Origin of the sequence: Streptomyces sp. MBT53 (assembly GCF_016654115.1) — a bacterium.
In the GTDB taxonomy this organism is placed as follows: Bacteria; Actinomycetota; Actinomycetes; order Streptomycetales; family Streptomycetaceae; genus Streptomyces.
The window spans coordinates 1-12,881 of the sequence record NZ_JAEQAZ010000278.1 but is presented as its reverse complement, the minus strand read 5'-3'; the positions used below and the strand labels follow the sequence as shown (position 1 = coordinate 12,881).

The 12,881-nt window shown below is 69.9% G+C and carries 13 protein-coding genes; 4 read left to right on the top strand and 9 right to left on the bottom strand.

Annotated elements, in window-relative coordinates; translation table 11 throughout:
- A partial coding sequence (locus tag JHN45_RS47805; RefSeq protein WP_268982485.1) for an FGGY-family carbohydrate kinase occupies positions 1-593 on the top strand: 593 nt, incomplete at its 5' end.
- Positions 590-1,207, top strand: a complete 618-nt coding sequence (locus tag JHN45_RS47800) for a histidine phosphatase family protein (protein ID WP_201055700.1) — start codon at positions 590-592, stop codon at positions 1,205-1,207. The genes JHN45_RS47805 and JHN45_RS47800, both read left to right, overlap by 4 nt.
- 240 nt (positions 1,208-1,447) lie before the next feature.
- Here JHN45_RS47800 and JHN45_RS47795 read toward each other — a convergent pair whose 3' ends face one another.
- The 7 genes from JHN45_RS47795 to JHN45_RS47765 all read right to left on the bottom strand — a co-directional run bounded on the left by JHN45_RS47795 (position 1,448) and on the right by JHN45_RS47765 (position 8,566).
- Entirely contained in the window at positions 1,448-2,083 is a 636-nt protein-coding gene (locus JHN45_RS47795) for a superoxide dismutase (RefSeq protein ID WP_201055699.1), read from the bottom strand.
- Positions 2,084-2,160: 77 nt separating this feature from the next.
- Entirely contained in the window at positions 2,161-3,051 is an 891-nt protein-coding gene (locus JHN45_RS47790; RefSeq protein WP_200715856.1) for a TauD/TfdA family dioxygenase, read from the bottom strand.
- 12 nt (positions 3,052-3,063) lie between these two features.
- Entirely contained in the window at positions 3,064-4,410 is a 1,347-nt protein-coding gene (locus tag JHN45_RS47785) for an LLM class flavin-dependent oxidoreductase (RefSeq protein WP_201055698.1), read from the bottom strand.
- Positions 4,411-4,502: 92 nt separating this feature from the next.
- The gene (locus JHN45_RS47780; protein ID WP_201055697.1) at positions 4,503-5,219 is read right to left on the bottom strand and encodes an ABC transporter ATP-binding protein; all 717 of its coding nucleotides are present in this window, start codon (positions 5,217-5,219) and stop codon (positions 4,503-4,505) included.
- On the bottom strand, positions 5,195-6,061 hold the full coding sequence (locus JHN45_RS47775) for an ABC transporter permease (RefSeq protein ID WP_236584897.1): 867 nt from the start codon (positions 6,059-6,061) through the stop codon (positions 5,195-5,197). Before JHN45_RS47775 ends, JHN45_RS47780 begins: the two co-directional genes overlap by 25 nt.
- A gap of 5 nt (positions 6,062-6,066) precedes the next feature.
- Positions 6,067-7,137 carry an ABC transporter substrate-binding protein gene (locus JHN45_RS47770; RefSeq protein WP_201055695.1) on the bottom strand — a complete coding sequence of 357 codons (1,071 nt, stop codon included), beginning with the start codon at positions 7,135-7,137 and terminating at the stop codon, positions 6,067-6,069.
- Between the two features lie 214 nt (positions 7,138-7,351).
- On the bottom strand, positions 7,352-8,566 hold the full coding sequence (locus tag JHN45_RS47765; RefSeq protein WP_201055694.1) for an ROK family transcriptional regulator: 1,215 nt from the start codon (positions 8,564-8,566) through the stop codon (positions 7,352-7,354).
- Positions 8,567-8,959: 393 nt separating this feature from the next.
- On the opposite strand from JHN45_RS47765, the gene JHN45_RS47760 reads away from it, so the two are divergent.
- On the top strand, positions 8,960-9,541 hold the full coding sequence (locus JHN45_RS47760; protein ID WP_201055693.1) for a biotin transporter BioY: 582 nt from the start codon (positions 8,960-8,962) through the stop codon (positions 9,539-9,541).
- Here the strand turns inward: JHN45_RS47760 and JHN45_RS47755 are convergent.
- Positions 9,525-10,847, bottom strand: a complete 1,323-nt coding sequence (locus JHN45_RS47755) for an FAD-binding oxidoreductase (RefSeq protein ID WP_201055692.1) — start codon at positions 10,845-10,847, stop codon at positions 9,525-9,527. The two genes, JHN45_RS47760 and JHN45_RS47755, sit on opposite strands and share 17 nt — an antisense overlap.
- 126 nt (positions 10,848-10,973) lie before the next feature.
- Positions 10,974-11,714 (bottom strand): LPXTG cell wall anchor domain-containing protein, encoded by a 741-nt coding sequence (locus JHN45_RS47750; RefSeq protein ID WP_201055691.1) that lies wholly within the window; start codon positions 11,712-11,714, stop codon positions 10,974-10,976.
- A 229-nt stretch (positions 11,715-11,943) separates the two neighbouring features.
- On the opposite strand from JHN45_RS47750, the gene JHN45_RS47745 reads away from it, so the two are divergent.
- Positions 11,944-12,881: serine/threonine-protein kinase (locus JHN45_RS47745; RefSeq protein WP_236584898.1), on the top strand; the 938-nt coding region annotated here is incomplete at its 3' end.

Genomic DNA, 12,881 nt, shown 5'->3' with positions numbered 1-12,881 from the left:
GGGTTGGGGTCGGGGTGGGGTTGGATCCGGTGGAGATGGACCGGCGGGCGGCCCGGTACGAACCGTCGGGTGCCCTCGCCTACCCCCTCACCTCGCCCGGCGAACGGTTCCCCTTTCTCGCCCCGGACGCCACCGCCTTCACGCTCGGTACCTCGGTTTCGGAGGCGGACGGCTGGGCGGCGGTGCTTCAGGGGGTGGCGTTCACCGAGCGCCTCTGCCTCGACTACCTGCACCAGTTGGGCGCTCCGATAGACGGGCCGCTCACCTTCACGGGCGGCGCGGCCCGCAGCGCGTACTGGAACCAGCTGCGCGCCGACATCCTCGGCCGCCCGGCCCGAGTGCCGGAACAGATCGAACCGGCCCTGGGGATGGCGGTGTTGGCGGTCCATGGAACGACGGGGACTCCGCTCGCGGAGGCGGCCGAGCGCATGGTCCGCATCCGCACGGTCCTGGCACCCGATCCCGCCCGCACGGAGCGCTTCACGGAGCCCTACGCCCGCCTCGTGGCCGAACTGGAGTCACGGGGCTGGCTGCCCGCACCGGTCGCGGCACACGCCCGCAGCCGTCTGAACCTGGAGACCGACGCCTCATGACCACCACCCTCCTCCTGGCCCGCCACGGCCAGACCGTCTGGCACGCCGAGAACCGCTACGCCGGCATCAGCGACGTCGCCCTGACGGACACGGGCGTCACCCAGGCGGAAGCCCTCGGCCGCTGGGCCGCCGCGCACCCGGTCGACGCGATCTGGACGTCCCCACTGTCCCGGGCCGTCCGCACGGCGGCCCCCGCCGCCCACGCCCTGAACCTCGTCCCCCACACCGAACCCGCCCTGCGTGAATGCGACTTCGGTGTGATGGAGGGCCGCACACTCACGGAGTTCGCGACGGAGAACCCGGGAGCGGCGGAGGCCTTCCGCGCCGATCCGGTGGCGCATCCCTTCCCGGAGTCCGAGGACCCGACGGCAGCGGCCGCACGCGGAGCGGCAGCTCTGTACCGGATCGCTGCCGCGCACTCCGGCGGGCGCGTCCTGGTTGTCGCGCACAACACGCTGCTGCGGCTGGTGCTGTGCCGGACGCTGTCGATTCCGCTGGGCGAGTACCGGCGGGTGTTCCCGCGCCTGCAGAACGCGGCTGTCAGTGAACTTCGGGTGGGGGGAGGAACGGTGGCCCTGCTGTCGCTCAATGTGCCGTGTGGGGAGAAGAGTTGACGGGGTTCGCGTCGAGCGCCTCGACCAGCCAGGTGTACGCGGCCGGCCGCGGGGTTCAGGCCCTCGTGTGCTGTCCATGACTTCGAGTCCGGGACTTCCAGCCGTTGGAGGTGCAAGGCCGAGAGGTGAGCAGACGGGAAGGCCCCCGCGAGTCACGTCCTCGCGGGGGCTCTTCCTCTTCAGCCGCCTGCCCGCGTGAAAGGTGAGAAGACGATCACGAGGCAGGACGTCTCATGGAGGTCAGACGGGCAGGATCGTCTGCCGGGACCTCGCTGCCTCGTAACGCCGGGCCACGTCCTGCCAGTTGACGACCGCCCACATCGCGTCGATGAAGTCGACCTTCTGGTTCCGGTACTGGAGGTAGAAGGCGTGCTCCCAGGCGTCGAAGACCAGGAGCGGGGTGCTGCCCTGGCCGACGTTGCCCTGGTGGTCGTAGATCTGCTCGACGATGAGGCGGGCGCTCAGGGGCTCGTAGGCGAGTACGCCCCAGCCTGAACCCTGTGTCGTCGCTGCCGCCTTGGTGAGTTGGGCCTTGAAGCCGGCGAACGAGCCGAAGGACTCGGTGATCGCGTCCGTCAACTCGCCTACGCCGTCTGCCTCCAGGGGCTCGCCGCCGCCGTCGCCGGTCATGTTCTGCCAGTAGATGCTGTGCAGGATGTGGCCGGAGAGGTGGAAGGCCAGGCTCTTCTCCAGGCCGTTGACCGAGCCCCACTGCTCCTTGTCGCGCGCCTCCGCCAGCTGCTCCAGCGTGTCGTTGGCTCCCTTGACGTACGCCGCGTGGTGCTTGTCGTGGTGCAGCTCGATGATCTCGGGGCTGATCACGGGGGCGAGCGCGGAGTAGTCGTAGGGCAGGTCGGGCAGCGTGTAGACGGGCATGACGGATCGATCCCCTCCGGGGCTCTTGTTGCACATCACTTGCAACTACAAACTATCAGCGAAAGTGCGCTGTGTGGCTACTCCGCGACTGACGTGTAGTGCGACGCGTCGCCCTCGATCGAGTAGCTCTCCTTGCCCTCGATGCCGACCGGGATGTCGCCCGCGACGGTCACGCGGTTGAGGCGGCGGGGCTGGTCGTCGTAGTTGTCGATGGCGTAGTGCTGGGTGATGCGGTTGTCGAACAGGACGAGCTGGTTGGGGGACCAGCGGTGGCGGAGGATGTTCTCGGGGCGGGTGACGTAGGCCTGGAGGATGTCGAGGAGCTTGCGGGACTCGGCGGTCGAGAGGCCTACGATGCGTTGCGCGAAACCGCCTATGAACAGGCCGCGTTCGCCGGTCAGCGGGTGGACCCGGACCACCGGGTGGACCGTGCGGAACTTGATGGACGTGAACTGAGCGCGCTGGGCGGCCTGTTCGTCGTCGATCTCCTCGTCCGGTACGGCGTAGTCGTAGTCGTTGGTGTGCTCCGCCCACAGGGTGTCGGCCAGCACCCGCAACGGCTCGGGCAGGTCGCGGTAGGCCGCCGCCGAGCTGGCGATCAGGGTCTCGCCGCCGTACGGCGGGACGGTGATCGAGCGCAGGGTGCTGGCCTGGGGCGGGTTGAGGACGAAGGTGACGTCCGTGTGCCAGTGGTTGGCCCGGCCGCGCTCGCTGTCCACCGGCAGCACGTTCGGGGCGCCGTCGACGGCCGACACGGTGGGGTGTGCGGTGGTGAGGTCGCCGAAGTGGCGGGCGAAGGCCTCCTGGCCCTCGTCGTCGAGGTGCACGTCGTCGAAGACCAGGGCCTTGTGGACGTTGAGGGCCTCGCGGATCGCCGCCACCTGCTCGGCGTCGAGCGGCTTGTTGATGTCGACGCCGGAGACGCGGGCGCCGATGTGCGCGGTGACCTTCTGGATCTCGATGGACATGGTGAAGTCCCTTCAGGCAAAGGCGGGTTGGGTGTGTTGGGTGTACTGGTTGGCCGGGCGGGGGAGGCCGTAGCGCTCCCGGAGGGTGGTGCGGGGGCCGTACTCGGTGCGGAGCAGGCCTCGGGAGCGGAGGAGCGGGACCACGTGGTCCACGAAGGCGTCGAGGCCGGAGGGCAGGACGGCCGGCATGATGTTGAAGCCGTCGGCGGCGCCCTGCGTGAACCAGGTCTCGATCGCGTCGGCGACCTGTTCGGGTGTGCCCGCGAAGGTGAGATGGCCGCGTCCGCCGCCGAGCCTGCCGATCAACTGCCGTACGGTCAGCCGGTCGCGGCGGGCGAGTTCGACGACGAGGGTGTAGCGGCTCTTCGCCCCCTCGATGGCGTCCTCGGGAGGCAGATCGGCGGGGAGTTGGGCGTCCAACTCCAGGGTGTTGGGCGGTAGTTGGAGCAGGTGCTCCAGGCGGTCCACTCCGTGCGTGTACACGATGTGGTCCTCCAGGAGGCGTTCGTTCGCGCGGGCCTCGGCTTCGGTGCTGCCCAGCACCGGGACGATGCCGGGCAGCACCTTGATGTGCTCGGGGTCCCTGCCGGCCGCCTCCGTACGGGACTTGAGGTCCGTGTAGAAGGACTGCGCGTCGGCGAGGGTCTGTTGTGCGGTGAAGACCGCCTCCGCGTAGCGGGCCGCGAACGTCTTGCCGTCCTCGCTCGAACCCGCCTGCACGAGGAGGGGGTAACCCTGGGGCGAGCGGGGGACGTTGAGGGCGCCCTCGACGCTGAAGTACGTCCCCTGGTGGCGCGGTGGGTGGATCTTCGCGTCGTCGCCCCACACCCCGGCCGCCTTGTCGGCGACGATCGCGTCGTCCTCCCAGCTGTCCCAGAGCTTCAGCGCCACATCGAGGAACTCGGCGGCACGCGCGTACCGTTCGGCGTGCGCGGGCTCGTGGTCGAGTCCGAAGTTGCGGGCTGCCTCGGCACCGGCCGTCGTGACGATGTTCCAGCCGGCCCGGCCGCCGCTGATGATGTCGAGCGAGGCGAACTTGCGGGCCAGGTTGTAGGGGGAGTTGTAGGAGGTCGAGGCGGTGGCGATCAGGCCTATGTGTTCGGTCGCTGTCGCGAGTGCGGTGAGCAGGGTGAGGGGTTCCAGGGCGCCTGCCGGGCGTTGGGCCAGGTTGCTCCACAACTGCGGTCCGTCGGCCAGGAAGAGGGAGTCGAAGGTGCCGCGCTCCGCGATACGGGCGAGGTGTGTGTAGTGGTCCAGCTCGACGTGCGCGTAGGGGTTGCTCTCCGGGAGGCGCCAAGAGGCCTCGTGGTGACCGGTGTTCATGAGGAAGGCGTTGAGGTGGAGGAGACGGCGGGGCATGCCAAATTCCTTAGGTGGGAGTTCCGGGTGCGTATGTCCAGCTCGTTGGGGGGCTGGGGGCGCAGCCCCCAGACGGCTCGTGCAGCTGGCGCTTACCGCGAATCCGACGTCACACCGAGCGCCGCCAGCAACCGCTCCCGGTACTCCGCCCGCGGCACCTCGGGATCGATCGCCAGGTCCAGGCCGATCCGCCCCTCCTCCAGCACCAGCACCCGGTCCGCGAGGACGATCGCCTCGTCCACGTCGTGCGTGACCAGCAACACCGAGGGCCGGTGCCGCTCCCACAGCTCGCGCAGCAGCACGTGCATCCGGATCCGGGTCAACGCGTCCAGCGCGCCGAACGGCTCGTCGGCCAGCAGGAGTTCGGGCTCACGCACCAGCGACCGGGCCAGCGCCGCCCGCTGCGCCTCGCCGCCGGACAACTCGTTCGGCCAGGCCCGTTCGCGGCCGGCGAGGCCCACCTCGGCGAGGGCCTCGCGGCCCTTCGCGGCGGCCTCCTTGCCCTCCGTGCCCAGCAGTACGTTGTCGAGCACCCGCCGCCAGGGCAGCAGCCGGGAGTCCTGGAAGACCACCGACACCCGTTCGGGGGCGGTGAGTCGACCGCTCCCGACCACCTCGTGGTCCAGGCCCGCGATGGCCCGCAGCAGGGTGCTCTTGCCGGAGCCGCTGTGCCCGAGCAGGGCGGTGAACTGTCCGGCGGGCAGATCGAGGTTGATGTCGTCGAGGACCGTACGGCCGTCGAACGACCGCGTCAGGCCCCGGAGTCGGACGGTGGGCGCGACGGTCAGCTGCTCAGTGTGCGGCGCCATGACAGCACCCTCCGTTCGATGAGACGGACCGCGCTGTCGGAGGCCAGGCCGAACACGCCGTAGATCAGCAGGCCGACGAGGATGACGTCCGACTGGCCGTAGTTCTGGGCCTGGAACATCATGTAGCCGAGGCCGCTGGTGGCGTTGATCTGCTCCAGGACCACCAGGCTCAGCCAGGATCCGGTGACGCCGAGGCGCAGGCCGACGAAGAAGCCGGGCAGGGCGCCGGGGATGACGATCTGGCGGATGAACTGGAGCCTCGACAGGCCCTGGACCTCGGCGAGTTCGACATAGCGGTGGTCGATGCCGGACAGCGCGGCGTGCAGGTTGAGGTAGATCGGGATGTAGACGACGATCGCGATGATGGCGATCTTGAAGGTCTCGCCGATGCCCAGCCAGAGGATGAACAGCGGGATGAGGCCGAGGGTGGGGATCGCCCGGTTGAGCTGCACGGTCCCGTCGACGAGGGCCTCGCCGATCCGGCTCAGACCGGCCACCAGCGCCAGGACGACACCGGCGGTGAGGCCGAGGGCGAAGCCGTAGGCGGCGCGTTCCAGGGAGGTCAGTACGTCGGTGGGCAGGGTGCCGGACGTCCACAGCCGGCCGGCGGTCTTCAGCACCGTCCAGGGTGCCGGGATCGCGGCCGGGTCCAGTTGTCCGGCGGCGGAGGCGGCGGCCCACAGGGCGAAGAAGAGCGCGGGGCCGATGATCCGGGAGGCGGGGAGGCGTTTGCCGGGGGCGAGGCCTCGGCGCCGCCCGCGTCGCCGTACGGCCGTCTTCTCCTCAACGGCCTTTACCGGCACGCTGGTTGCAGTGGTGGTCGTGGTGGTCGTGGTCGTCATGGCCGTCACTTCCGGTACTCCGCCGGGATGGCCTTCGCCGCGATGTCCTCGAAGCGCCGGTCGAAGAGCGAGTCCACCTTGAACTCCTTCACGAAGCCGCCCTCCGCCAGCAGATCGGCGGTCTCCTGCTCCCACTTGATCGCCTCGTCCCAACTCGGCGGGAACAAGGGCTTGTTGGCGAGCGCGGTGACCGACTGGGCCTGCGCGAGGGTCAGGTTCTGGGTCTTGACGTAGAACTCCTCGTTCCAGGTGTCCGGGTTCTCGTACTGCCAGACCTGTCCCTGCGCCCACTGCGGGATGTACGCGGCGATCGCGGCGGCCTTCGCGGAGTCGGCCAGCACGGCGGACGGCGCCCACAGCAGGCTGAGCAGGTCCACGACGTCGGTGGTGATCCCGCGGGCGCCCTTCGCCTCGTACTGCTTGAGGTAGGCCGGTGCCTGGCTGTTGGCGAGCGGGGCGATGTCGACCTGACCCGACTGGAGGGCCGTGAAGAACTGGTTGCTGGTCAGCGGGACGAGCTTCACCTCGTCGTACTTCAGACCCGCTTCCTTCAACGCCCGCAGCAGTACGACGCCTTGGGCCTGGCCCTGGGAGAACGCCAGCTTCTTGCCCTTGAAGTCGGCGACCGTGTGGATGTCGCTGCCGGGCTTGGTGGCGAAGAGGTAGTTGGGCTTGCGGGTGATGTCGATCGCGACGATCTTCGCGTCGAAGCCCTGGTAGTGCGCCTGGATCGGCGGGATACCCGCGTTGTTGGCCAGGTCCAGGGACTTGGCGCGGAACGCGTTGATGACATCGGGACCGGCCCCGATGTTCACCCAACTCGACACGGTGAACGGCAACGTGGGCAACTTCGCCAGCTTGAACTGGAGTTGCTGGGTGTTCAGGTACGAGGAGATCTTCAGGCTCGTGCCGGTCGGCACCTTCTCGGCGAGCGGGGCGGACAGACCTGCCCCCGACTTCGAGGCCGCGGCACTGCTCGTGGCGCAGCCGCTGAGGCCGGCGATGCCCGCGGCGGCACCGAGCACGGAGGTGAGGAAGAGCCGCCGGTCGAGGCCGGACGCACGGGAATTGGGCATGGGAGTACTCCCTGATCAAAAGTCGCGGGAACGCGGGAATGCACGCGGGATTCACGGCGGAGGAAAGCCGGAGAACGAAATGCAGGCAGGATGAGACCGGCGCCAGGGGCGCGTCAACGGGTCAGCAACAAGAAGTGCGACAACTCATCTGCAGGCTCATGAACAGGATGTTCTCGGTCATGAGCGCCTCCTGTCAACATTCCGAGTTTCTGAATTAAATAGTCGCCTGTGAAACACTCAAAGGATCCCGGAACAGCACGTCCAGCATCACCGAACCGCCCGCCACGGCCAGCACGGAATCCGGGAAACTCGTCGGCACGACGGCCGACGCCCGCGCGTCACCGACCTCCTCGCGCAGCGCGCGCAGGCAGTCCTCGCGGTGGATGACACCGAGTTCGGTGACGACCACCGTCTCCGGGTTGAGGATGTCGAGCAGCAGCCCGGCCGCGCGCCCGGTCATCCGCGCCCGCTGCGTCAACAGCCGTACGGCGACGGGGTCTCCGCGTTCGGCCGCGGCCACGACGTGGGTCGGGTTCACCCCGTCGACGATCCCCGCCTCGCGGGCTCTTCGGCACAACGTCCGTTCGCTCAGCTCCACTTGGAGGCAGCCGACCCGGCCGCAGTCGCACGGCTCGGTGCCGCCGCGCAACGGCAGATGGGCGATCGCACCGGCCTGCGAGCGGGGGCCGTGGTGCACCTCGTCGTTGGTGGCGAAGGCCGCGTCGACCACATTGCCGACGAAGAGATGCAGCACGCTGCGGCTGCCCCGGGCCCGCCCGAAGAGGCGCTCCCCGTTCACCAACGCGCGGGCATGGCCGTCGACATGGACCGGGAGACCGGTGCGGGTGCCGAGGATCTCGCGGACGGGTACCTCCCGCCAGCCGAGCAGAGGGTGGTCGACGATGGTCCCGGAGTCCCGGTCGACCCAGCCGCCGGCGGCGACCCCGACACCGAGCGGTGTGCTTCCGGCCGCCTCCGCGAACAGCGCGCCCAGCCCGTCGGCGGCCCGTGCCAGCACACGTGAGGGATCGGTGGTGTCGTGGCCGATGCGCCGCTCGGCCAGCACCCGCCCGCGCAGATCGAGCAGCGCGACGGTCGTATAGGGCACGGCCACATGGACCCCGCCCACGATGAACCGTGAGTCGTCGAGGTCGACGGGCACATGGGGCCGGCCCACACCCTTCGACCGGAGCGGTGTGGCGGACTCCTGGATCAGGCCGAGTTCGGTGAAACGGGCGCAGTAGTCGGTGACCGACGCGGGCGACAACCCGGTCAGCCGGGAGATGGTGCTGCGCGCCACCGGGCCGTGCTCCAGCACCGACCGCAGGATGACGCTCGCGTTGGTGCGCCGCCGGTCGCTGTCGGCGGCGCGGGGTATCGGGGAGTTGGGATACGGGGAGGTGAGAAGGGGTGCCGCGGTACGGGGCATGGGATCTTCCTCGGGAACGGGTCCGACAGTGCACCGTGTGGATTTCGAGGCGCACCGGATCCGCTCCGCCCGCCTCAGGGGCGGTAACAGGTCGCCGCGGCCTGGCGTCGCAGGTCGACATAGCGACGCGACGCGAAGTTCCGGGCCTGGGCAACCATGCGGTCGAAGCTAGCAAAACGGTGCAGCGCTGCCCAGACGGTGACCGGTGTGCGAGACGGCACGGGGTGCGCGTGACCGGCATCACCCCAGAGCGCGTGTAACGGGCATCCTTTGTGCGGAGCCCACCAAGTCCGCGCCGAAGCCTTTGTCGAGCGCTGACGGTGATCGGCCGAAGGACCCTGGGATAGCGTCACGGAGTCCCCGCCGTACCCCCGTCAACCTGCGGAGTTCCCCTTGAGTACCGCCGTCGCCACCGCCCGCCCCGGACAGGTCCTCGCCGACCTGCTGCCCGCCTCCCGCGTCCGGGACATCGCCCTCGTGCTCGGCGGCGCCGCGCTCACCGGCCTCGCCGCCCAGCTCTCCGTGCCCGTACCGGGCTCCCCGGTCCCGGTCACCGGCCAGACCTTCGCCGCACTCCTCGTCGGCACCTCCCTGGGCGCCGGCCGCGGCTTCCTCTCGCTCGCGCTGTACGCGCTGCTCGGCCTGGCCGGCGTGCCGTGGTTCGCCGGCGGCACCCACGGCAGCGGCGCCTCCTTCGGCTACATCATCGGCATGCTCCTCGCCTCCGCCGCCGTCGGCGCCCTGGCCCGCCGCGGCGCCGACCGCTCGGTCCTGCGCATGGCGGGCACGATGATCCTGGGCGAGGCGATCATCTACGCCGTCGGCGTCCCGTACCTCGCGCTGAGCCTCGACCTGTCGACGAGCGCCGCGATCGCCGCCGGCCTCACCCCCTTCCTCCTCGGCGACGCCCTGAAGGCGGCCCTGGCGATGGGCGCGACCCCGACCGCGTGGAAGTTCGTCAACAAGCAGCGGTAGGGCCGTAGTTCCTGCGGAAGAGGTTCGCCGGGTCGTACTGCGACTTCAACGCGGCGAGCCTCTTCCGCGTCTCCGTGTCGTACAGCCCCTCGGTCCGATCACCGGCCCCGAACGCGAAGTTGAGCGCCCGGCCGAGTGTCGTGGGCGCGAGCAGCGCGAAGGCCGGGTCGAGCCGGGTGCGCGCGGTCGCCCGGTCGCCGACCGCCAACAGCCGTACCAGGAAACGCCCTTCGCGGTACGGCACCGAGTTCGGCGCGGGCTTCGCGAGGGCCCCGCCGAGATGGTTGACCTGGACGACGCACATGCCGGGCGCGTCCGGCCCGACGAGGGCCAGCACCTCGCCCACCCGCGCGACCTCCAGCTCACCCAGCACCGCGCTGTCGCCGTAGTACGGGTGCGGCTCCGGCGGATCACTGTGGATCGTGTGGCTCTCGGCGTACGGCATCTCCCGCAACGAGTCCGCGAGCACCGGCCCCAACTCCCGCAGCGGCGCGACGACTTGCTCGCCGTCGGCGCCCGTGTACGCGACCCGCACGGAGAGGACGTACCGGCCGCGCAGGTGCGGTGGCAGCGCCGGGATGTCCGGGTACGGTACGGCGGCGAAGGACGAGGTCAGCCCGTCCGGCACGGTCCGCGTCCACTCCTCGTACGCCCGCAGCAGGCCCGGGGGATCCACCTCCCGCCCGTCGAACGCGAGCGAACCGCCGTAGAGCGTCCGGACGGGAACGAGACCGATCTCCAACTCCGTGACGACACCGAAGCCGTGCCCGGCACCGAGCAGCGCCCAGTACAGGTCGGGCTCCGACTCCCGTGTCACGTGCCGGAGTTGGCCGTCGGCGGTGACGACGTCGAGCGAGCGCACATGGTCGGCCGCGTACCCGAACTCCCGTCCCAGGATGCCGAGTCCACCGCTCAGCGTGTACGACACGGCACCCACACCCGGCGACGAACCGTTCAACGGGGCCAGCCCGTACGGCCTTGCCGCCGCCACGACCTGTGCCCACCGCACGCCGGCCTGGACCCGGACGGTCCGCGCTTCCGCATCGACCCGCACCCCGTCCATCCGCCGCGTGGTGATCAGCACCCCGCCCTCGGACCCGCCCGGCAGCCCGTGCCCGGTGGCCTGCACCCCGACCGGCAGCCCCGCGCCGGCCGCGTACCGTACCGCGGCGATCACGTCGTCGGCCGAGGCCGCGCCGAAGACCACGGCGGGGCGCTGGACGAACCCGGTCTGGAAACCGGCCAGTTCGTCGTCGTATCCGGGGTCGGTGGGGTGGAGGGTGAGGGGCTGTGTGCGCTGGCTCATACGGTCATGCTGGCTCCATAACCTGACATGTGCCGTCAGGCTTTCAGGCGGGACCGGGACCAACAGGAAGGGCCGGGTGCTCCCGCCGCCCGGCCCTTCCTTGTCCCTCCCCTGCCCGTGCTCCGCTCAGCCCCGCTGGGCCTGCCGCCTCGGCGGTCGCTGCGACCAGTACAGGCCCGCCGCGCCCGCCGCGATCAGTGCCGCGCCGGCCGCGCCCAGCGGCAGTACGTCACTGCCGACACCGGTCTTGGGCAGGGTGTCGCCGCCCGGCGCCACCGGCTTGTTGTCGGTGCCGAGCAGCAACGGGGTGGCCGGGGCGTTCGGCGACGGGTTCGTCGTACCGAACGGGACCGGGCCCTGCTGCCAGAACGTCTTCTTGCCGTCGGCGGACATCACCGGCAGACAGATCTTCCCGGCCTTGCTCAGGTCGTACGTCGCGTCGACGGCGTACGACTTCGACTTCCCCGCGGCGAGCGTGCCGACGGGGCAGGTGAATCCGCTGTTCGAACCGGGCGGCAGATCCTTTTCGGCGATCGCCGAACAACCCTGCACGCCATTGACCTTGAGGCCGTCGAATCCGACGACCAGGAGATTGAGCTCGCCGCTCTCCTTGGTCCCCTCGTTCTTCACCGTGGCGGTGATCGCCGTCTTTTTCGAACTGTTGTCGACAGAAATCCTCTCCGGCAGGAGCGTGGTCAGTTTCACACCCGCCGGCGCCGCGTCCATCGCCTTTCCGCCTTTGCTGCTTCCCGGTCCCTGGTCGTCCGCCGAGGCGGTGAAGGAAAGGATCATCACGGCCGAGAAAGATGCCGTGAGCAGCGATCCTGTGATGGCCGTCGCGATGGCCGTCGCGCGACGAGAACCCATGTTCGTCCCCCTTGTGTTCCCCTGTGTCCCCCTGGACTGCGCCTGAATTCGCAGTACTTGAAGAGGTACCACAAGATTTCTCCGCACTATGCTGGTACGGCATGAAGTGTGACCATTGTGGGGGTGCAGCGGATTGCCGGGGAATGCGGGGAACTTGAGGAACGGCGGAACTCCGGGGCTATTGGTGACCGGACGTTATCGACTGGTCGAAAGCATCGGGCAGGGGGGAATGGGGCGGGTGTGGCGGGCCGCCGACGAAATGCTCGACCGGCAGGTCGCGGTCAAGGAGATGCGCATCGACGGCCTCGACCCGGAGGACACCCGCACCCGCCGCGAGCGCACCCTGCGCGAGGCCAGGGCCACGGCCCGGATCGACCATCCCAACGTCGTACGGGTCTACGACGTCGTGGACGAGGGCGAACGCCTGTGGATCGTCATGGAGTTGGTGGCCGGCCGCTCGCTGGAGCGGATCATGGCGGAAGACGGTCCGATCGGCCCGCGCGAGGCCGCCCGCATCGGGCTGGGACTGGTGGCGGCGCTACGACAGGTGCACGCGGGAGGCGTCCTGCACCGGGACATCAAACCCGGCAACGTACTCGTCGAGAGCCGTGCGCAGCGCGTCGTGCTCACCGACTTCGGCATCGCCGCGATCCAGGACGCCAAGGCGCTCACCATGGTCGGCATGCTCGTCGGCTCGCCCGACTACATGGCACCCGAGCGGATCTCGGGCCGCCCGCAGGGACCGCCCTCGGACGTCTGGTCACTGGGCGCGACACTCTGCGCGGCCCTCGGCGGTCGCTCCCCGTTCGCCCGCGACACCACCCTCGCGACCCTGCACGCGGTGCTCTACGAGGAGCCCGAACTCCCGCCCGCGGCGGGCCCGTTGCGTGAGGTGTTGGCCGCGCTGCTGGAGAAGGAGCCTTCGGTCCGGCCGGGGTTGGAGGAGGTGGGGGAGGCGTTGACTCCGGTGGCGTTTCCGACGGAGGCCGAGCAACTCGGGTCAGTGGAAACGCGGTTGGTGGAGGAGCCCGAGAGGTCGGAGGGGCCCGAGGCCTATCAGGAGTCGCCCACTCCGGTCTTCCTGGAACCGTTGGTGGTCCGGGCGGCACGAGATCCCCGCGTGCACGATCCGGATCCCGGACCCGATCCCCACCCCCACCCCGATCC

What these genes read in the sequence shown, in the direction of transcription:
- JHN45_RS47785 (WP_201055698.1), bottom strand. Translation starts at nt 4,410, where the DNA reads ATGCCCCGCCGTCTCCTCCACCTCAACGCCTTCCTCATGAACACCGGT.
- JHN45_RS47775 (WP_236584897.1), bottom strand. Translation starts at nt 6,061, where the DNA reads ATGACGACCACGACCACCACGACCACCACTGCAACCAGCGTGCCGGTA.
- JHN45_RS47750 (WP_201055691.1), bottom strand. Translation starts at nt 11,714, where the DNA reads ATGGGTTCTCGTCGCGCGACGGCCATCGCGACGGCCATCACAGGATCG.
- JHN45_RS47765 (WP_201055694.1), bottom strand. Translation starts at nt 8,566, where the DNA reads ATGCCCCGTACCGCGGCACCCCTTCTCACCTCCCCGTATCCCAACTCC.
- JHN45_RS47800 (WP_201055700.1), top strand. Translation starts at nt 590, where the DNA reads ATGACCACCACCCTCCTCCTGGCCCGCCACGGCCAGACCGTCTGGCAC.
- JHN45_RS47755 (WP_201055692.1), bottom strand. Translation starts at nt 10,847, where the DNA reads ATGAGCCAGCGCACACAGCCCCTCACCCTCCACCCCACCGACCCCGGA.
- JHN45_RS47790 (WP_200715856.1), bottom strand. Translation starts at nt 3,051, where the DNA reads ATGTCCATCGAGATCCAGAAGGTCACCGCGCACATCGGCGCCCGCGTC.
- JHN45_RS47780 (WP_201055697.1), bottom strand. Translation starts at nt 5,219, where the DNA reads ATGGCGCCGCACACTGAGCAGCTGACCGTCGCGCCCACCGTCCGACTC.
- JHN45_RS47795 (WP_201055699.1), bottom strand. Translation starts at nt 2,083, where the DNA reads ATGCCCGTCTACACGCTGCCCGACCTGCCCTACGACTACTCCGCGCTC.
- JHN45_RS47770 (WP_201055695.1), bottom strand. Translation starts at nt 7,137, where the DNA reads ATGCCCAATTCCCGTGCGTCCGGCCTCGACCGGCGGCTCTTCCTCACC.